General features: G+C 53.5%; 17 protein-coding genes. 6 read left to right on the top strand and 11 right to left on the bottom strand.

Annotation, left to right across the window (positions count from 1 at the left end):
* Position 1 precedes the first annotated feature (1 nt).
* Positions 2–727 carry a PFL_4669 family integrating conjugative element protein gene (locus HV107_RS11940; RefSeq protein ID WP_016807977.1) on the bottom strand — a complete coding sequence of 242 codons (726 nt, stop codon included), beginning with the start codon at positions 725–727 and terminating at the stop codon, positions 2–4.
* Between the two features lie 68 nt (positions 728–795).
* Here HV107_RS11940 and HV107_RS11935 point away from each other — a divergent pair, with 68 nt between their 5' ends.
* A complete protein-coding gene (locus HV107_RS11935) occupies positions 796–1032 on the top strand; it encodes a hypothetical protein (RefSeq protein WP_134892789.1) in 237 nt (78 codons plus the stop codon).
* Here the strand turns inward: HV107_RS11935 and HV107_RS11930 are convergent.
* From HV107_RS11930 to HV107_RS11900, 7 genes are all read right to left on the bottom strand, one after another.
* Positions 1019–2257 carry an STY4528 family pathogenicity island replication protein gene (locus tag HV107_RS11930; protein ID WP_016807978.1) on the bottom strand — a complete coding sequence of 413 codons (1239 nt, stop codon included), beginning with the start codon at positions 2255–2257 and terminating at the stop codon, positions 1019–1021. The two genes, HV107_RS11935 and HV107_RS11930, sit on opposite strands and share 14 nt — an antisense overlap.
* 99 nt (positions 2258–2356) lie before the next feature.
* Positions 2357–2605: a hypothetical protein gene (locus tag HV107_RS11925; protein ID WP_004115572.1), complete on the bottom strand. Its 249-nt coding sequence runs from the start codon at positions 2603–2605 to the stop codon at positions 2357–2359.
* On the bottom strand, positions 2602–3192 hold the full coding sequence (locus tag HV107_RS11920; RefSeq protein ID WP_006777722.1) for a DUF2857 domain-containing protein: 591 nt from the start codon (positions 3190–3192) through the stop codon (positions 2602–2604). The genes HV107_RS11925 and HV107_RS11920 overlap by 4 nt, the downstream gene beginning before the upstream one ends.
* A gap of 6 nt (positions 3193–3198) precedes the next feature.
* Positions 3199–3909: a DUF2786 domain-containing protein gene (locus HV107_RS11915; protein WP_016807979.1), complete on the bottom strand. Its 711-nt coding sequence runs from the start codon at positions 3907–3909 to the stop codon at positions 3199–3201.
* The gene (locus HV107_RS11910) at positions 3902–5602 is read right to left on the bottom strand and encodes a ParB family protein (RefSeq protein WP_016807980.1); all 1701 of its coding nucleotides are present in this window, start codon (positions 5600–5602) and stop codon (positions 3902–3904) included. Before HV107_RS11910 ends, HV107_RS11915 begins: the two co-directional genes overlap by 8 nt.
* Positions 5599–6969 (bottom strand): SPI-7-type island replicative DNA helicase, encoded by a 1371-nt coding sequence (dnaB-PI, locus tag HV107_RS11905; RefSeq protein WP_004115579.1) that lies wholly within the window; start codon positions 6967–6969, stop codon positions 5599–5601. The genes HV107_RS11910 and dnaB-PI overlap by 4 nt, the downstream gene beginning before the upstream one ends.
* Positions 6962–7837 carry a ParA family protein gene (locus HV107_RS11900; protein ID WP_016807981.1) on the bottom strand — a complete coding sequence of 292 codons (876 nt, stop codon included), beginning with the start codon at positions 7835–7837 and terminating at the stop codon, positions 6962–6964. Before HV107_RS11900 ends, dnaB-PI begins: the two co-directional genes overlap by 8 nt.
* Before the next feature lie 249 nt (positions 7838–8086).
* On the opposite strand from HV107_RS11900, the gene HV107_RS11895 reads away from it, so the two are divergent.
* Positions 8087–9040 (top strand): nickel/cobalt transporter, encoded by a 954-nt coding sequence (locus HV107_RS11895; RefSeq protein ID WP_182063345.1) that lies wholly within the window; start codon positions 8087–8089, stop codon positions 9038–9040.
* Positions 9041–9152: 112 nt separating this feature from the next.
* A complete protein-coding gene (locus HV107_RS11890; RefSeq protein ID WP_182063344.1) occupies positions 9153–10490 on the top strand; it encodes an IS4 family transposase in 1338 nt (445 codons plus the stop codon).
* A 31-nt stretch (positions 10491–10521) separates the two neighbouring features.
* Here the strand turns inward: HV107_RS11890 and proP are convergent, their stop codons facing one another.
* Positions 10522–12024, bottom strand: a complete 1503-nt coding sequence (gene proP, locus HV107_RS11885) for a glycine betaine/L-proline transporter ProP (protein ID WP_182063343.1) — start codon at positions 12022–12024, stop codon at positions 10522–10524.
* 651 nt (positions 12025–12675) lie between these two features.
* Here proP and kdgT point away from each other — a divergent pair.
* Positions 12676–13668, top strand: a complete 993-nt coding sequence (gene kdgT / locus HV107_RS11880; protein WP_182063342.1) for a 2-keto-3-deoxygluconate transporter — start codon at positions 12676–12678, stop codon at positions 13666–13668.
* A 55-nt stretch (positions 13669–13723) separates the two neighbouring features.
* Here the strand turns inward: kdgT and HV107_RS11875 are convergent, their stop codons facing one another.
* Complete coding sequence (locus HV107_RS11875) at positions 13724–14599, bottom strand: diguanylate cyclase regulator RdcB family protein (RefSeq protein ID WP_182063341.1); 876 nt, start codon at positions 14597–14599, stop codon at positions 13724–13726.
* Positions 14596–16950 (bottom strand): clamp-binding protein CrfC, encoded by a 2355-nt coding sequence (gene crfC / locus HV107_RS11870; RefSeq protein ID WP_182063340.1) that lies wholly within the window; start codon positions 16948–16950, stop codon positions 14596–14598. Before crfC ends, HV107_RS11875 begins: the two co-directional genes overlap by 4 nt.
* 598 nt (positions 16951–17548) lie before the next feature.
* Here crfC and HV107_RS11865 point away from each other — a divergent pair.
* Positions 17549–17884, top strand: a complete 336-nt coding sequence (locus HV107_RS11865; RefSeq protein ID WP_182063339.1) for a zinc ribbon domain-containing protein YjdM — start codon at positions 17549–17551, stop codon at positions 17882–17884.
* 135 nt (positions 17885–18019) lie between these two features.
* Complete coding sequence (yjdN, locus tag HV107_RS11860) at positions 18020–18463, top strand: VOC family metalloprotein YjdN (protein WP_182063338.1); 444 nt, start codon at positions 18020–18022, stop codon at positions 18461–18463.
* Positions 18464–18489: the final 26 nt, after the last annotated feature.

Below are 18489 nucleotides of genomic sequence, written 5' to 3'. Positions count from 1 at the left end.
ATTATTCCTCCTCTGCTATGTTGTTTTTAAGCGGAGGTGAGAACGAAGAGCGTTTTTTACCGCTTAACACATCCGGATCAGGTTCGCCATTTCGCTCAATGGCAACAAGCCCTTGCGTGGTTTTTTCTGCAATATCACGGCGAGTCACTGCAAGTGTTCGGTAAGGCTGAATCACGCCATAGACCTGACGAACAGCATGGCCACCATTGTCCAGGATAGTGTCACGTTGCGAACGCGAAATCAGCCCGTAATGAAAAGCCTGGAAAGCTTTCATTGCTAACTGATCATATCCAACCAGAAGCCATACGCACCGGTATCCTAACGGTGAACGGCTGAAAACGCTGACATTTAACGGATCGGCTGATTCAACTTCCGAGAGCGTTACCCCTTTGGGTACGGCTGACAATATGGCATCCAGTGAACTGAAGTTTTCATTAATTTTAAGTGTTGCTCGTTGCAGGGCTTCTTCGAGCCGTACCAGAGCCATATCGGCATAGGGATTATCTGCCGCTGAGTCTCGGGAAGCATTACCAGCTCGCGCAATGGCTTGCGGCATGCTGATTATTTCAGGCCTCTTTTTTTTCACCCCTGTATCGTCCGGAGCATCACGTTTCCTGCCCTCCCAAAGCCGGATTGCATAATGTGTATGGAGCAGGATATTAACAGAGGACTGTAGGGCCCCCGCTCGTGAAGCGGTCGTTCCGCCCTTTGTTTTACCATCAGACATGTCTAACGCCTCTCTTTAGTGGGTAATGAGTTTTGACACGCTTGAGATAGTCCGGGCGAGAGGGGTATATGAACAACTTAAAATCAGATCGTCACCATTACAAATTTGCAGGACCTTCATCTCTTTTATGGCGAAGAAATATTGCCTGGCTTTTAAGCACTGTTGCCACTGGCAACAGTGCTTACTTTTTAGTCAGTGTTGCCACTGGCAACAGCGCTCACTTTTTAGCCAGCATTTTTGCTGACAAAAGTGCAAGACTTCATGCGCCGCTGCCTGTAAAAATCTGCAATCTCATGAATTTATGATTTTTTCCCGAATTTTCTTCACCAGATCCCTGATATTTTCCTCCGATACCGGGCGGGCAGAGGCGCGTGGTTCGGGTTTCCATTGTTGCTGTTCGGGACGCTGAACTGTTTTTTGCCCGACACTGTCAGATATATCGCCACCCTGACGGGGCGCGTATAACCTGCCCTCACGCGCTTTCTTCATCACGGCCAGCAACCAGCCTACCGGGTTGCTGAGCTGCTGGCGTGCCATCACCTTTTGCAGGCTGAGCAGCACAAGTTGTGCCTGCTCCTCAGGCAACGCCTGCAGCTGTGCGGTCAGCATGGCAATATCTTCTGCCGGAACAAGTTCATGCAGACTGTCGGGAAGCACAGGTTTACCCGGTACGTACGTATTTTTATTCACACTGTGTGTGATACTACGTACGTAATGGTTCGGTTTCCGAACCCGGCCATAACTGACTGTTTTTACTGGCAGTACGGATTCCGAACTTAGTGAGTTGTTATGCCTTTCTGGACTGAGTTCGGTATCCGAACCCTGTTTTTTAGCGGCGATTCCTGGCCGTTTATGACTGAGTTCGGTTTCCGAACCCGGTGCGGGACAGGGTATTCGGTGATGATGTTTCGCCATCTGGCTGGGCGTCTGTGGGCGGTCCAGACGCGATTCGATCAGCGCAAGATGGCTGCGATAATGGCGCATGGTGGGGTCGTTTTTTATATCGTCGAGCACTTCGCGGGCGGTCTGGCTGATAGTCCGGTTTTTACTCAGGCAGGCATCCGCCACCGTATCAAGGAAGCGGGGGTCGAGCATTTCCGCATCGCTGAACGTCAGGGGCTCATCGTGCTGAGCATAGATATTCCCCCGCACCCGCCCTTTATCATCCCGCACGCGTTTACAGAGGCTGAGCCAGCCGGTTATTCGCAGCATAAGCAGGACGCGGCTTACCGTTTCCCTTGAGGCTTTCCCCTTTCCGGGTGAGGCAAGCTGCAGCTGCAGTTCGTCATAGCTGGGGAAAACCGCCCCCTCATTATTTTGTGCATACAGCCGGATCATCATCCAGCCCATCTTGTCCAGTGGTGACAACCGCGTGTCGAGCAACAGCCGGCGGGGAATGGAATCATGCACATTTCCAGTAAACAGCAGGCCGTTACGTATCCTGCCATCATCCCGCCGGGGACTGGCCGCAAGGCGGGCATTCATTTTATCCAGCGTATAAGCAATCAGGCTTTCTGCAGGCAGACTCATTATTTTTCCTTTTCGGCCGCCATCACGGCCGTTCTGAACTGTCAGTATGCTTAGTACTGCACCCGCGTACGGGTGCAGGGTAAACAGGCTGTCATGCTGCTATTTCCGTATGGCGCTGTTATAGCGTTCGTGGCTGAGAAGAAGCCATGTCCGGCCTTCGTTGCGACTCAGCAGACGCCAGAACGGGCCGAGATCGATTTTGTAGTAACCGCAGCCTTTCTCATCGAGCCGGGTGTAATTACGCGCCCCCTGCCGGAAACGGCGAACCTGACGTAACGCCTTTTGACAGCATTGCGGCGGCGTACCATGGGGAGCCCGCAGGCCCGGCGCAACCATTCTGTATTTCATGCCGTCTTCCTTACCGGCGTTCGGGCCGGAGAAGGCTGCCGGGTCTTGTGCCAGCCGCGGACGGCATGCCAGACCGACGTCAGCGAGACGTTCATCTGTTCTGCAGCCAGCATCATTACGTCCAGCCCGTCAGCACTTTCCGCGTCTTCAACGCCGGACTTTTGCCACTGACGCCACAGGGCGGCGTTTTCCTCATCACCCAGTGCGTTACCGCGCCCCGGCCGGACATCGATACCGGCAATGCGACGGCGGGCCGCCACGTCCGTACTGGAGAGCCCGAAGTAATTGGCCATCAGTTCAATGGAGCCGCCCAGCGCCAGCGCCCGATCGATACGCTGGAGTCGTTTCTGTTCCGTCCGGGCCTGCTGTAGCATGCGCACCAGATTGCCGTGATTGATGCCCACACTGATGATCGACACCTCACTGCCGGAAAGGTAGTGAAGCTCTTCGAGCGAGAGCCCCTGCAGCATCTGCATTTCCTCGCGGTTCAGTCCCAGCGATTCGCAGCGGCGGAGATAGCCACTTCTGAGATCCATAACCAGCTGCATCAATAATCCGTTTGCAGCCTGAGATAAACTGTTCATCATTCCCCCTTAATCCTGACGGTAACCAATGGCTGCCGGACCCCGGCCGCTGACACCCTGATGAAGACGGGCATTTTGTCCGGCTTCATACCCCTGATAACGTGCTGTATCCGCCCCGCGGCAGGCTTTCAGTTCACGGGTTGTGACTGTTTTCATACTGCGGCTTTCCAGCCAGTGACTCATCACCTGCTGCTCCTCGCTGCTGATGTCAGTTGCCGATATCACCTCACGCACCCCACATACCCAGCCGTCACGGAACTGCTCCGCTCTCGCCCGGCGTGTGGCCAGTTTCAGCCGCTTACTCTGGGTTTTGAGATAAGAATTTGTGGCATCTTTCAGCTGGCGCGTCAGCACATCAAAGGCATAGGCTGCTATCTCAGGTTTTTCACTGAATCCGTAAAAGGTTACCGAACGGCGATACCCGGCAGAGGTCTGACGCCATGAGTAATAAGCCTGGCAGCCAAAGGCATGACAGACGCCCCGGACAAGGGTCACCATCCATTCCGGAACTTTTTCAGCATCCGAAGGGGCCGTGCGGGAAGACGCTTCGCGCACGGATGTAAGGCCGGCATCAAGCTCGCTGATACCGTATCTGGCCATCAGCTTCTGGGCACGCTGCAGGGCCAGTCCTGCCTCATGGGCATTACTGTTGCTGCGGCCCAGCTTCAGCAGTTTCCTGACAAGATTCAGCAGTCGCAACTGTCGCTGTGAGTTATTCATCACTGTTATCCTCCCCGTACTTCAGACCGCGTTGCAGCTCCCGGAGACGGCGCATAACGCGCATCAGGCGGAGCAGTTTCAGAGCATCTTCATCTGTCAGGGCAGGTGCTTCCCCCTCACCCGGGCCGCCGGTGAAAAGCTCCGGCAGACCACACACCCCTGCCGCCGGATGCAGCACAGGCGCTTCGCCGGTCAGGCCCAGCAGAAATGCGGCGGCTTCAGAACACACCTCACCTGCCCCGACGTAACCGGCAGACATGTCCTTGTCGCGTTGAGGAAGAATTTCATCTTCGCAGCCAAGGACCTCACCCAGCTCCCATGCCAGACGAAAAGCGGTATTCTGCAGGTGTTCGATATCGTCCTGATGGGCCGGCACATGCCAGATGCTGTCATTACTCACCGGCGCGTCATCCTGCAGGACAACTTCAGGTTCTGGTGTTAAAAGAGAAAGCAGGCCATCCTCCCCATTGTCCTCTTCTCCACCATTCTCTTCTCCGTACCCATCGGAGAGGGTAACCAGCCCGCTAACATCCCCACTCTCACCTGAAATAACCGGCGCGGCACCGTACATATCTGGCTGAACCTCATGCCGAGGGGGCTCATTAATCGGTGTTTCAGAAGGAGAAGACGCATTACCCGGAACGGGCGTTACAGCCCCTCCTGAGACCTCAGGACGTGAACTGGAGACAGGTAGCGGGACGCCTTCACTCTCATCTGAGCCTGTGGTATGCAGGGCGTGATCAGCATTAACAGACTTGTTTGCGGCGGGAAAGGCAACCGTCTCCGGCTCGCCAAAGTGATGTCTGCGGTTGCGTTCTTTAGGATCGAGTTCCATCATCCAGCGGTCATAGTCCAGTTCCGGATGGGGTAACGCCTGCAGTAAATCACCAATAAATTCATCGCGAAACATCTCCAGAGACCACAGTTCCGGGGAGTTGAAACGGCCACAACACTGGCCAAAAACGTCGCTGAAGGATTTATCGCCTGTGTCTGAAATCAGGCAAAACTCATCCCACACGCGTTCCGCATCATGCCGGAGCGCCAGCAGTGACGTTATTTGTGGCCTGCCAAGCCCGGACTCAAGCAGGTCTGGGATCCACGGATAAAGATATTTCAGCGCATCTTCCATACGGCTGACTGTTGAGTAATGGACTGGCAAACCTTCACGGGTCAGTAGCTCTGACAACTGACGCAACGAAACCGTCTTTCCCATCTGCTCTTCATATATAGAGCGGGCTTTGTGGATCCCCTGCGCTTTTTCAATAAAACTCAGCTCCCCGCGCACTTCATTCTCTGCCAGATGGCCAATAACACACTGCAGCCGTCCCGGCCACGGCTTGAACAACACATGGACGCGGAAAAACCGGTCTTCTCCGGTTTCCTGCCACAGTTCTGACAGGATCTGATAACGTGTATTACCCCCGTCGCTGAAGATGTACATATCGGGCTCACCATCCGGGTCACGGGTGACTTTGGGCACGGTGTCCAGCCCGCGCGAACGGATGGAAGCCTTGATATCGTCATAACGCGGATTGCGTGATGTTCGCGGATTATCAGGATTCGGGCTTAACTGGTCGAGCGTCAGGACCATGGGCATTTCAGCCGCCGGCATGACGCTGATATTGCCGGCCGCCTGCGACTGGCGTCCGGGCTGCAGCATGGCAGCCCCCACATTAGAACTTTTACGGCTCATGCCTGTTTCCTCCCGCTGCGGTAACCGAAGTCATAGCTGCCTTCCTGAAACTCCGAAAAGAGGGTGTAACGCCCGTCAAATTTGACTTTTACCGTGCCGGTTGGCCCCTGCCGCTGCTTGCCGACAATGATCTCAGCCACCCCGGCATCAGGGGTGCCGGGGTTATAAACCTCATCCCGGTAAATAAACATGATGAGGTCCGCATCCTGCTCCAGCGCACCGGAGTCACGCAGGTCACCATTATTGGGGCGTTTATCGGCCCGCTGCTCCACCAGGCGGTTGAGCTGGGAAAGCGCCAGTACCGGACAGCCCAGCTCTTTACCGAGCGCCTTAAGCGAGCGGGAAATTTCCGCTATTTCCTGCGTGCGGTTTTCCTGCTCGGGGGAGCGGACAAGCTGCAGATAGTCCAGCATGATGAGAGAGGGTCTGCCGTATTTGCGGACATAGCGACGGGCGCGGGCGCGCAGTGTGGCCGGGGTCTGGTAACTGGTATCATCAATGATCAGACGGTTTTTCCACTCAATAATGCGACCGGTTGCCTCGGACACGCGAGCCCAGTCTTCATCATCCATGTTGCCGCTGCGAAGCCGGGACAGTTCCACCCGGCCTTCCATCGCCAGCAGGCGCATCATCAGCTGCTCTGAGGGCATTTCAAGACTGAACACAAAGACGTGATCGTCAGGTTTTGCGCTCACGGCCGCTGTGCAGGCGGCCATGGCCAGCGACGTTTTCCCCATGGAAGGACGGGCGGCCAGCAGGGCCAGATCGCCGGGCTGGAGACCACAGGTCATCGCGTCCAGTTCACTGAACCCTGTCGGTGTCCCGGTGAGGCCGTCACTGGCGGACATGCTTTCCAGCTGCGTCAGCAGTTTATCCAGCGCCTCGTTAACACCGGTCTCACTGTTGAGCTGCATGGCTCCCTGTTCGGCAATGTTAAACAACTTACCTTCGGCCGACTCAAGAATGCCCGCCGAGCTGGCTTTCGGGGCTTGCACATCGGAAAGAAGACTGTTACCCACAGTCATCAGCTGCCGCAGGCGGCTTTTCTCCGCCACCACCCCGGCGTATGCCAGGATATTGGCTGCAGACGGCGTGTTTTTACTCATTTCAGCCAGATAAGCAAAGCCGCCACACTGTTCAAGGTCGCCTCTGTTCTCCAGCCGTTCCGTAATAGTGATGAGATCGAGCGGTAGCCCTTCTCCGGCCAGCTCGGCCATCACGCGAAAGACCATACGGTGCGGCCGGGAAAACAAATCTTCCGGGGAGATTTGCAGTATCACCTCATCCCACCGGTCGTTATCAAGCATCAGTCCGCCCAGTACGGCCTGCTCAGCCTCATAAGAGCAGGGCATCATCATCTCAGACATGACGCACCTCCCGGGTCAGAACGTCACTGAAATGGCTCTGCCACTCGGGGAACAGTTCAGACGCGAGGTCGTGCATGGTGACGGCTGCGGCCGGACCTTTGCGGCGTGTTTTGTATTCCAGACGATGCACGGGCTGCTGCTTGACGTGCCCCAGTTTGAAAATATCCAGCGCCTCGATACGGGTATCGAGTAAACGATAAACGTCACGGTTGCCCAGCGCAGAGGCGTCGTAATGTTTTTCGTTAATGATGGCGGCAAGACCGTCCATTGCTTCACGGTCAAGCAGAGTGTTTTCGATACAGTTGACGAGAATGGAAATATCAGGAAGGCGGATACCGTAATTTTCATAGGTTTTCAGGCGGGTAAGCATATGAAGGGAGCCGCGGATAAATTCACGGACATCCGGAAGGATGGGTTTAACAACGCCCATCACATTACCGGTAGAGGAAAGGAGGGAAAGCTCGGTCATGACGCCTGTTGCGCCTTTCGAATCCACAATAATGACGTCATAACGGTTAAAGAAAGGATGCTGAAGTATGTTACGCAGGCGCAGACGGCCGTCTGCAGCGTGGAGCATCGCGGTCGGCAACAGTTCGTCCGGGTCGTTAGAGTAGATGACATCGAGATTTTTTATGGCGGTCTGCGAAATGCATTGCGTATGGTCACTGACCATCTGCATCAGCAATTCATAGAGACCGAAAGGGGATTCATGCTCCAGCGCGAAGATACTGCTGGCTGTGGGCTGGGAATAGTCTGCATCCACAAGAAGGGTGTTCAGGCCGGCATCGGCAAGAAAACCGGCAAGGTAAGCAGCAAACGTGGATTTGCCTTCTCCACCTTTGGGAGAGATAACGGGAAGTATTTTCATTTTGCACACTCTTTACAGTATGCAAATACGCCTGTTTACAAACTATTAACTTTGACTCAGGGATTGAAAATCCCCGTGTCCTTGGTTCGATTCCGAGTCCGGGCACCACTATTTAGAAGAACCCGCCTATGGCGGGTTTTTTGCTTTTGGAATTCTGGCAATCGCTACCCCAGATACCTTCCATCAGAGATTGCCCACACTTAACTTGCTATACTTCCCGCAGAGTCCACTCCCGTTGCAGGCCAACTCATGACCACTCAACGCCTTAGCTACGACTGGCGCATCCCGACCGCAGGGTTGATGTTGCTGGCTCTCCTGGTCGCAGGTTTTACCCTGCATTCCCACTGGAATGCCTTTATTCAGTGGTGTCTCGCCACACAAATCACGCTGCATCGCTACCTTGTTATGTATCTGCTGCAACTCAATAACCACCAGTACAGCGGTGGGTTATGGCTGCTCACGGGGGCGTTTTTTTACGGCGTGCTGCACGCGATTGGCCCGGGGCACGGCAAATTTATCGTCACTACCTATCTCAGCACCAACAAAGAGAGCCAGCTTGCCGCACGGATAGTGCCCTTCCTCGGCAGCCTGATGCAGGGCGTTAGCGCAATCCTGTTTGTCTTTATTCTCGCCGTCGGGTTTAACCTGGCGTCCGGCGATCTCAGTACCAGCCGCTGGTATGTGGAGAAAATCAGCGCGGTGCTGATTGGCGCATTCGGCGCCTTTGTCATTTACCAGGCGCTGAAAAGCCTGCGTCCGCGAAAAATGACCATCAATGCCTTCAGGCCCCTGCACCAGCACGATGAACATTGCGGCTGCGGCCACCACGGTGTAGGCGCAGACCTGACTCAGGGCGACTGGAAAACGCGCCTGGGTGTGATTCTGGCGATTGGCGCGCGCCCGTGCAGCGGGGCCATTATGATTTTAATGTTCTCTAATGCGCTGGGGATTGTGACCTGGGGAATTGCAGCGGTAATGACCATGGCGCTAGGCACTGCACTGTCGATCATGGGTCTGTCACTGGCGGTGCGTTATGCGCGTGAGCGCACGGTCGCGTACTTTGGCGGGAATTCGTCTCTGAGCTGGCTGGTTCCGGTGGTTAAAATTACCGGCGGGGTTGTACTGATCCTGTTTGCAACGGTTCTGTTCCTGACGGTTATCCCCATCAGCGCCAATGGCGATTACATCGCAGCAGGATGCTAACCCCATAAAGAAAAACCCCGCTTCGGCGGCAATGCCGATCAGTTAAGGATCGGTTGACCGATCCTTAAACTGCGGCACTATAACGGCTTCCACTACAGGGAGCCGTTTTCTTATGCCACTTCTCAATGACCTGCTCGATTTCAGCGACCATCCTCTTATGCCACCGCCTTCGGCACAGATGTTTGCCGAGCATCTTCCCACGGAGTGGATACAGCATTGCCTGACCCTTTCTGAGCACGCGACTGTTCGCCGTCGCCGTCTGCCGGGTGATATGGTTATCTGGATGGTGGTGGCGATGGCCTTTTTCCGCAACGAGCCGATTACCGATGTGGTCCGCCGTCTGAACCTGAGTACTGATGGCGAAGCGGGCATGAATCTGCTGGCCCGCAGCGCTGTCACCCAGGCCCGCCAGCGGGTGGGTGCGGCCCCGGTTGAATGGCTCTTTCGCCAGACTGCGCAGACATGGGGAACCGAACGCTACCGTAAAGATGACTGGCAGGGTCTGCAGCTTTTTGCCGTTGACGGGGCCCAGTTCCGCACGCCCGACGAACCTGAACTTCGCGAGTACTACGGCTCAGCCAACACGTCCACCATGCGACAGAGTGCATACCCGGTTATGCGTCTGGTGGCCTTAATGAACCTGGGCAGTCATGTTCTGCTGGATGCGGTGACAGCCCCCTACCGGCGGAGTGAAATCCTGCTGGCACAGTCGCTGACGGCATCCATCCCGGACAACTCCGTCACACTGTTCGACAAACTGTTTTATAGCGCAGACCTGCTGCTGACGCTGAATCAGCAGGGGAATAACCGGCACTGGCTGCTGCCGGCCCGTAAGAATATGATGGCGGAAACAGAAGAAAGTTACGGTTCGGGCGACAGGCTGCTGAAACTGAAAGTATCGCCGCAGGCGCGGAAAAAGAATCCTGCATTGCCGGAGTTCTGGTATGCCCGGGCGGTCACTTACGAGGTGAACGGCGTGGAAAAAACGGTCCTGACGTCACTTCCGGCAGACCGCTATAAAGCGAAAGAGGTGGCGGAGCTTTACCACTCCCGGAGGGAAATCGAGGTCGGGTTCAGGAACCTCAAGAGCAGCCTGCTGGATAATGCTCTGGTGCTGAGAAGCCGTAAGACAGAGCTGCTGGAGCAGGAGGTCTGGGGGATGTTGCTGGCGTATAACCTGATACGGCGCGAGGCGACCAGGGCTGCGGAGAAACACAAAAAAGCGCCCTCAGAAATAAGTTTTAAGTTCGCGTTCCAGTTTATCGCCACGGAAATGATAGTGCTGGGGAACACGGTCTCGCCGGGGACTATCCCGAAACGGCTGGAACATCTGCGGGGAAATCTGGACGCGGTGTTCATAACAAAACGCCCCCGACCATCAGGGCCGAGGGCGGTAAAGATGTCAAAAACCCGCTATCCGGTGAACTCCCGTGCCGCTCCGCTTAAGTGAACGGCATTGCGCCAGTGGCGGGTTTTTTGTCTTACTCGTTGATGCGTGGATGCTGATCCACCAGGCGCGAACGCTTCGCCTGCAATGCCTCAATCTCGGCATCGATATCTTCAATCTTCTGCTCGATATTATCGTGATGCTCGCGCAGGATCTCTTTCGCTTCCTGGAGGTCAGACGCCGCAGGCGTAGCCCCTTTCAGCGGCAGATTCGCCGTTTCTTTCATTGTTAAGCCGGTAATCAGGCCGATTACCGCAATAACCATCAGATAATAAGCAGGCATCATCAGGTTCTGCGTGCTTTCCACCAGCGAAGCGGCAAGCGTTGGCGTCAGACCGGCAATCAGCACCGAAATGTTAAACGCAGCGGCCAGTGCACTGTAGCGAATATGCGTCGGGAACATAGCAGGCAACGTAGAGGCCATCACCCCGATGAAACAGTTGAGGATCACGGCCAGCATCAGCAGCCCGGCAAAAATCAGCCCCAGCACATCGCTGTTAATCAGGATAAAGGCCGGGATCGCCAGCAGGAACAGCGCAATACTGCCCAGAATGATAAAAGGTCGACGGCCAAAACGGTCGCTCATCAGCCCCATAATCGGCTGAACAAACAGCATCCCCACCATGATGGCGATGATAATCAGTACACCGTGATCTTCCGAGTAGTGCAGGTTATGCGACAGGTAACTCGGCATGTAGGTCAGCAGCATGTAGTAAGTAACGTTGGTGGAAATCACCATCCCGATACAGACCAGCAGGCTGCGCCAGTGTTTGGTCGCAATCTCTTTGAACGAGACTTTCGGGCCTTCCTGAAGGCTTTCACGATCGCCCTGTTCCAGCTTTTCGACGTGCTGCTGGAACGCTGGCGTCTCTTCAAGAGCATGACGCAGGTACAGACCGATAATCCCCAGAGGCAGCGCCAGGAAGAAAGGAATACGCCAGCCCCAGTCCAGGAAGTTATCTTCGCCCACGACGGTAGAGATCAGAACAACAACCCCCGCACCCATCACAAAGCCGGCAATCGAGCCGAAATCCAGCCAGCTTCCCATAAAGCCGCGTTTTCTGTCCGGGGAGTACTCCGCAACGAAGATTGACGCACCGGTGTATTCACCGCCCACAGAGAAGCCCTGCGCCATCTTACAGAGCAGCAGCAGCACAGGTGCCCAGATGCCGATGGAGGCGTAAGACGGTATCAAGCCGATACAGAACGTACTGATCGACATAATCACAATGGTGATGGCGAGTATTTTCTGACGCCCGTATTTATCGCCGAGCATCCCGAAGAACAAACCGCCAAGCGGGCGGATCAGGAAGGGCACGGAGAACGTACCCAGCGCGGCTATCATCTGTAAGCTGGGGTCGGCACCCGGAAAGAACACTTTGCCTAACGCATAGGCGACAAAGCCGTAGACACCGAAATCGAACCATTCCATCGCATTACCGAGCGAGGCGGCAGTGATCGCTTTACGCAGTTTCGCGTCATCAATAATGGTGACATCGCGAAGGGTGATGGGTTTTACCTTTTTCCTTTTAAGCATTGCTATCCTCGTAGAGTTGGCCCTGTCCGCACCACAGAAATTCCTGCGGTCTGTGGACCAGGTGAGCGCCTCTTGCGCATGTCCTCTTCAAGCGTAGCAGGTTTACTTACATTGACGTTTTACGCCTATACAACCGAACCTGTTGACGCCTGTCTGGGCAGTTAATGACTTCTTTACCCTACCAGCGTTTATATTTGTGATCAACTTCACACATATTTGCCCTGTTCGTCAGCTGCCTTCAGGATTTGTCAATTATCCCTCCTCCGTACTCTTTCAGAGTGGCTCCCCATAAATATCCTTGCGGGCGTTATTATTTTTCCCCTAACAAAAAACAATCCACATTTTTTCACATCAAATTTACAGAATTTTTAATTATCAACCGGCAATGCGAATGTTTACACAAAATATGTGATTTGGATAACTAAAACACTGTTTTATTTTCATTGAATCATCATTCCGATTATCGCATCATAAATCCGAACACCACACCTTGAGTGCTTCCTTCGAACGTTAAGCGGAAGTCACTTATTTAAATTTATTGCATGGATAACGAATTAACGGCTGTCACAAACCATCAATTCGTTGAATTAATTGAATTATTTTTTTTCGCCTTTTTCGCCAACCACGCGGGGTGAGATGTGAGGGTTAAACATGAAAATTAAAGCCACGATAGAACGCATTCCTGGCGGTATGATGCTGGTCCCGCTAGTGCTTGGTGCGATCCTGAATACTCTGGCACCGAATACCGGGGCTTATTTTGGCGGTTTCACGAAAGGGATGATCACCGGTACAGTCCCGATTCTGGCGGTATGGTTCTTTTGTATTGGTGCCTCTATTAATTTACGCGCGACAGGGACGGTATTGCGTAAATCCGGGACGCTGGTTATCACCAAAATCGCTGTAGCCTGGGTAGTCGCAATGGTCTGTGCCCTGTTTATTCCTGAGAATGGCGTACAGACCGGTTTCTTTGCCGGATTATCCGTTCTGGCTATTGTCTCGGCGATGGATATGACCAACGGCGGGTTATATGCCAGCCTGATGAACCAGTACGGCACAAAAGAAGAATCCGGCGCCTTCGTCCTGATGTCTCTGGAATCCGGCCCACTCATGACCATGCTGATCCTCGGCTCTGCGGGTCTGGCAACGTTTGAACCGCATCACTTTGTTGGCGCAGTCCTGCCATTCCTGATCGGGTTTGCGCTGGGTAACCTGGACCACGATCTGCGTGATTTCTTCAGCAAAGCAACACCGGTGCTGATCCCGTTCTTTGGTTTTGCGCTCGGGAATACCATTAACCTGAACGTTATCCTCGATACTGGCCTGCTGGGTATTGTGCTGGGTGTGGCGGTTATCATCATCACCGGGATCCCGCTGATTATTGCCGACCGTGTGATTGGGGGAGGAAACGGAACCGCAGGTGTTGCCGCCTCGTCAGCCGCGGGGGCCGCCGTGGCAAACCCGGTCATTATTGCCCAGATTAACCCGGCCTTCGAACCTGTTGCCGCCTCAGCGACTGCGCTGGTTGCAGCCAGCGTGATTGTGACGGCCATTCTGGTGCCGATCATTACCGCGCTGTACGCCAAACGCTTCGGGAGTGTAGCGGCTCAGAAAGTGGAACAAAAAGCGGTAGAGTTGCATCACTAATACGCCGTGCTAACGATACCCTCTCCTTGTGTGGGGAGGGTTCGTAACAAGAACGTCAGCCAAAAATCTCTTCTACCATGGCATCCACCAGCCGTTTCGCTGAACAGAGTCTCGGCATCCCTAAGGCGACGGTTTGCCAGTTCTGCGTTACCGACCAGCTCACCGGGTGTTTATCTGCCTGACACCAGTCGCCAAGCCAGCCCAGCATATCTTTGTGATCAACCAGCCTCGGAGAGGCAGGCGTCGTCAGCCATTGATGATAAAAATGCCGGGTCGCGGGGGATGCATTGATTCCCTGCGCAAGATAATTCGCTGCCATGCTGCGCAGGTTATCTTTGAGCATCTCCGCCACATCTTCATTTGCCAGCCGACATGCATCGCCAAACGGCCCCCAGCGCAGCTCCTCCAGCACGATGTAGCACCGCCCGGCGAGTGACCAGCCGTCGTAATGCCCGGCCCGCCAGCGGGTAAAAATCTGTTCGCTGTGCTCGCCCGCCTGCACCGTCAGGCCGCGTTGTGTTAACGCTTTTTCTTTATAGTTTGCGCGCTGCTGAAAATGGGATGAAAGTTCGTCGTATTGCTGCATTAGCGCCGGCGACTGCGGCGCGCGCGGGTTAGCCTGCTGGCGCAGTGCGGTCAGTTTTTCCGTCATCCGCGTCAACGCCAGGTGCCCCGGGTCGAGCATCCCCGCCAGTTTCTCGGCCAGGCCCAGACGCAATGCCGCATTTTCGTTGAGCATTCCCGCCATTGCCCAGGGCCGCAGCCGGGTGTGCGTCATGATCTCTTGAGTCAAACGCTCACGAAATTGCAGCTGTTGCGGCCCCAAAGGGGAATGACGCACAGCGTCCACCCCCTGAACCAGATCGACCATAAATTTAGGATGAATACACTCCAGCGTCCGCCCGGGACCGTCCAGTAGTTGTGTTGTCATGGTTGCTCTGCCGCGAATAGAGTTTGAATATCATCGCGTAACAGTCGGGTATCTTCCTGAATCCACGTCGCAGTAGTGATACTGTGCTTCAACAGCTGACTGAGCGCTCGGGTCGAATGCTCATTTTGCTGCCGTACTGCGAGGCTATCACGCAAGCTTTCCTGTAACCCGGTCAGGCATAACGAAAATTCTGCAAAGAAGGTTGCCATACCCGCCGTAACAGAGACATCGACCTGCGCGGCCAAAGCTTTACGGATTTGTTCACAAAACTGATCAATATGTTGCTTAAACTTGTCATGAAGCTGGCCAACATCAATAACATATCGTGTGCGTGTCTCGACGTAATCTTCCCAGCCCCAACCCGGATTGTTCAGCCAGCGGGAAACCGTTTCGCGCACGCTCCCCGCGCATGAAGGCTGCCCCGTAGGGCGGTTATCCATCGCGATCGCATCGTTAAACAGCGCGCGGGTGTTGAAATTCAGCTGATTTGCCTGAAACGCCGGGAAGCTGATCCGCGCGCGGAACCCGGCGTGGCTCAGTTGTTCTTTAATACGCGTTTCGATAGGGCGCATCGCCTCATTGAGCGAACGCGCCAGCGTGACCTCCAGCTGATCAAAGCGCAGCGCCAGCTCCCGGCTGATTTTACTCTGCACATCCAGCATAATCAGTTCACAGGAAGAGCGGATCTTGCTCAGGACAATCTGGGCCTGGCCTTCATCTTCCAGCACTAACTGTTGCAGCTCTTCCAGGGCGTTGTGGCGTAAATCCCGCGAATCAATCCCAGCCAAATCAAGAATATTGTCGTTACTGAAGACATGTTCAATCGACGATTGCAGCCAGAGTTTTTGCTGGGCAATAACGTAATCTGTGGTACTCAGCGCCTGTGCCACCTCATGTTCCACTTCATCGCTTACCGCATTCTGGCGGGTCTGGAGTAACGCCATATCCTCTTCGAGGCGCGCAATGTTAAGTTCAAGCGCCTCAAAAGCAACCGTCAAACCCTGATAGCGAAACTCGAGGTACTCCCTGGCGTTTTGCGCATAGTTCAGCAACTTATGTGAGGCCGAGCGCAGGGCAAAGAGTGAAGCGTTAGCATAAGCGGCATAAATCAGTTTACGGATTGGCTGCTCAAACAACGAGTCTTCCCACAACAGATCCGCCGCATGGCGAAGATGTTCAACATTGTCCAAATCAGCCGTACGCCAGCGCCGTCCAAGCGCCGCTTCGGCAAAATCCTGCACCCAACGCTGCTCCTGATGATTAGGCAGGCGGCCGTTTACTGTCATCTCAAAACGCGCACGATTTGCAAGGTAGGCCCACATTGAAGAAACCGGGTAAATCTGCCCCGGCGAAATATTCCCTTTCATCAGTGTGCCGGAAATCATTGCCCTGACTTGTTCTTCATCATCGCTATTGCGGTCTTTCTGATCGAACTTATTAACCAGGGCGTACAGTGGCACCGATTTCCCAACGGCTGAAATCGCCTGGCGCACCTCCTGATCGGAAATCGATTTAAGCTGGGTGTAATCCATCACCGCCAGCACCGCCGATGCGCGCGCCAGTTGCTCACTGAGCATTTTTTGCAGATGTGGCTGCCCGGCCTCATTCGGCCCCGGGGTGTCCAGCAGGGTCAATTGCCCAAGATGGGCATCCATTCCGGCAAGATGCACAAACTCCACTTCAATTACCGGAATATGTTCAATGGACACATATTCTGTAAACGGAAAATCGACACCCAGCGCCTGAGATAACCTCACCAGATCGTTCAGGTTTTTCAAACAATTAAATATAGGTTGCGCACCAAGATGGTGTTTTTCAAATGCTTCGCCTTTTTCGATACGCTCCAGTAGCGCATTCATATCTTTATCAATTTCAAGACGACGCGTCAGTTTGCCGCGGTCAGAGTTACACAGCTTTTGCTGAAGCTGCTGGATCAAGGCATCAATAGGCGAAACATGTGAGAAATGCAGCACAGGCTCTTTCTGACCAGGGGTATGGCGGATAAGCGTGGGCAGCGCTGTCATTGGGCGGTTGCGGTTCGGTAAGACCTCCGTGCCCACAATTGCATTAATGGTTGTCGATTTACCCGCTTTCATGGTTCCAACAATTGCCAATACCATTTCAAGACGGGTTATTTTCCGTAATTCATTATTCAGCATCGCTTGCTGAGATTCGACGCCACGCGCGCTGAAATGCAAAGGTAAAACGTTGTTATTTTCACCAGATATAGCGGCAGTCGTACTATCCAGCATCGCAACTGGCATTGATTTCAACGTATCAAGATTCTGCAAAGCAAGCTGGAGCAAACGTTCCGCTTCCTGGCTTAATTCAAAAATGGTCTGTGTGTGCATGATAAAAGCCTTTCCTTAACGCAAATTTATTACTTTTATTAAGCCACTTCGTTTTAATTATGCTGTTTTGGCTTATATGATCACGTGTGGAAAACATGGTCACTTAAATATAACTGATTGATGATAATCAGAATTATATTCTTATCATTGTATTGCGTGTAAAACTCCCCCCTTGGTCAGATAACCAAAAGATAAAAAGCGTAGCGCATTTTTAGGAAATTTCAGGATATATCATCATTATTTACCCACCTAAAAAGAGAGGTAATTCACCGCCGCCATTTGCTGCATGGCGGTAGAGACTGTGGATAAATAACAACTTACTGCTTAACCTTATCCGAAATGAAGGAGCGTAGCAATTTGATGTAATAAAATAATCGATATATTTAACATCAACGTTTTCCACGGTCTTAATGCTGTAAGAATCGCTTATCTGACTGACAGGAAGTGTCATTCCCGGCAGAAATTTTGCACTTTTTTTATTATGTAATATCACCGACAAGGTTGTGGATTTGCGCTATACTTGCCGCCTTTTTCGGCACCATGCCGTCATTTAGCTGGCACTTTCCAGCCCGTTAAGCACTTTTTTGAGGATACCGACATGCAACTCCCACACTGCCCGAAATGCAATTCTGAATACACTTACGAAGATAATGGCATGTTCATCTGCCCGGAATGCGCCCACGAATGGAACAATGCAGAACCTTCTGCGGATAGCGATACGCTGATCGTTAAAGATGCTAACGGTAATCTGCTGGCCGATGGCGACAGTGTTACCGTCGTTAAAGACCTGAAAGTGAAAGGCAGCTCTTCAATGCTGAAGATTGGCACCAAAGTGAAGAATATCCGTCTGGTTGAAGGCGACCATAATATTGACTGCAAAATTGACGGTTTTGGCCCAATGAAGTTGAAATCTGAATTCGTGAAAAAGAACTGATTTACCTGCCTTTATCTCTCATGCAGGCCCGGTAAACGAAGCGCCGCCAGGCGCTTTTACCGGATGCGCTGCGCTTATCCAGCCTACAAAAACAGAACTACACTTATTGGGCTTCTTTTACCTGAGGTAAAGATTATGCCATTAAGTCCCTACATCTCTTTCGCCGGCAACTGTGCAGAGGCCAGCGCCTTCTACCAGCAGGCCGTCGGCGCAGACGTTCTCTACAAAATCACCTTCGGCGAAATGCCAAAAGACGACAACAGTGAAGAAGGCTGTCCGTCAGGTATGAAATTCCCGGATTCCGCTATTGCTCACTCGAATGTCCGCATCGCGGGCAGCGATATCATGATGAGCGATGGGTTACCGCCCGGCACTAAAGCACAGTACGCCGGGTTTACCCTGGTCCTCGACACCCAGGACGTAGTGGAAGGTAAACGCTGGTTCGATAATCTGGCCGCTGGCGGCAGCATTGAAATGGCCTGGCAGGAGACCTTCTGGGCGCACGGTTTCGGTAAAGTCACCGACAAATACGGTGTGCCGTGGATGATTAACGTCGTTAAACAGCAACAAACGTCGTAGACCGGATAAGCGCAACGCATCCGCCA

Origin of the sequence: Enterobacter sp. RHBSTW-00175 (assembly GCF_013927005.1) — a bacterium.
Taxonomy (GTDB): domain Bacteria; phylum Pseudomonadota; class Gammaproteobacteria; order Enterobacterales; family Enterobacteriaceae; genus Enterobacter.
Note: the sequence above shows the minus strand (reverse complement) of the source record. Positions and strands in the feature narration are given on the sequence as shown.

Excerpts from the sequence above, each read along its gene's own strand:
- HV107_RS11940 (WP_016807977.1), bottom strand. The coding sequence starts at position 727 with ATGTCTGATGGTAAAACAAAGGGCGGAACGACCGCTTCACGAGCGGGG.
- HV107_RS11935 (WP_134892789.1), top strand. The coding sequence starts at position 796 with ATGAACAACTTAAAATCAGATCGTCACCATTACAAATTTGCAGGACCT.
- HV107_RS11930 (WP_016807978.1), bottom strand. The coding sequence starts at position 2,257 with ATGAGTCTGCCTGCAGAAAGCCTGATTGCTTATACGCTGGATAAAATG.
- HV107_RS11925 (WP_004115572.1), bottom strand. The coding sequence starts at position 2,605 with ATGAAATACAGAATGGTTGCGCCGGGCCTGCGGGCTCCCCATGGTACG.
- HV107_RS11920 (WP_006777722.1), bottom strand. The coding sequence starts at position 3,192 with ATGATGAACAGTTTATCTCAGGCTGCAAACGGATTATTGATGCAGCTG.
- HV107_RS11915 (WP_016807979.1), bottom strand. The coding sequence starts at position 3,909 with ATGAATAACTCACAGCGACAGTTGCGACTGCTGAATCTTGTCAGGAAA.
- HV107_RS11910 (WP_016807980.1), bottom strand. The coding sequence starts at position 5,602 with ATGAGCCGTAAAAGTTCTAATGTGGGGGCTGCCATGCTGCAGCCCGGA.
- dnaB-PI (WP_004115579.1), bottom strand. The coding sequence starts at position 6,969 with ATGTCTGAGATGATGATGCCCTGCTCTTATGAGGCTGAGCAGGCCGTA.
- HV107_RS11900 (WP_016807981.1), bottom strand. The coding sequence starts at position 7,837 with ATGAAAATACTTCCCGTTATCTCTCCCAAAGGTGGAGAAGGCAAATCC.
- HV107_RS11895 (WP_182063345.1), top strand. The coding sequence starts at position 8,087 with ATGACCACTCAACGCCTTAGCTACGACTGGCGCATCCCGACCGCAGGG.
- HV107_RS11890 (WP_182063344.1), top strand. The coding sequence starts at position 9,153 with ATGCCACTTCTCAATGACCTGCTCGATTTCAGCGACCATCCTCTTATG.
- proP (WP_182063343.1), bottom strand. The coding sequence starts at position 12,024 with ATGCTTAAAAGGAAAAAGGTAAAACCCATCACCCTTCGCGATGTCACC.
- kdgT (WP_182063342.1), top strand. The coding sequence starts at position 12,676 with ATGAAAATTAAAGCCACGATAGAACGCATTCCTGGCGGTATGATGCTG.
- HV107_RS11875 (WP_182063341.1), bottom strand. The coding sequence starts at position 14,599 with ATGACAACACAACTACTGGACGGTCCCGGGCGGACGCTGGAGTGTATT.
- crfC (WP_182063340.1), bottom strand. The coding sequence starts at position 16,950 with ATGCACACACAGACCATTTTTGAATTAAGCCAGGAAGCGGAACGTTTG.
- HV107_RS11865 (WP_182063339.1), top strand. The coding sequence starts at position 17,549 with ATGCAACTCCCACACTGCCCGAAATGCAATTCTGAATACACTTACGAA.
- yjdN (WP_182063338.1), top strand. The coding sequence starts at position 18,020 with ATGCCATTAAGTCCCTACATCTCTTTCGCCGGCAACTGTGCAGAGGCC.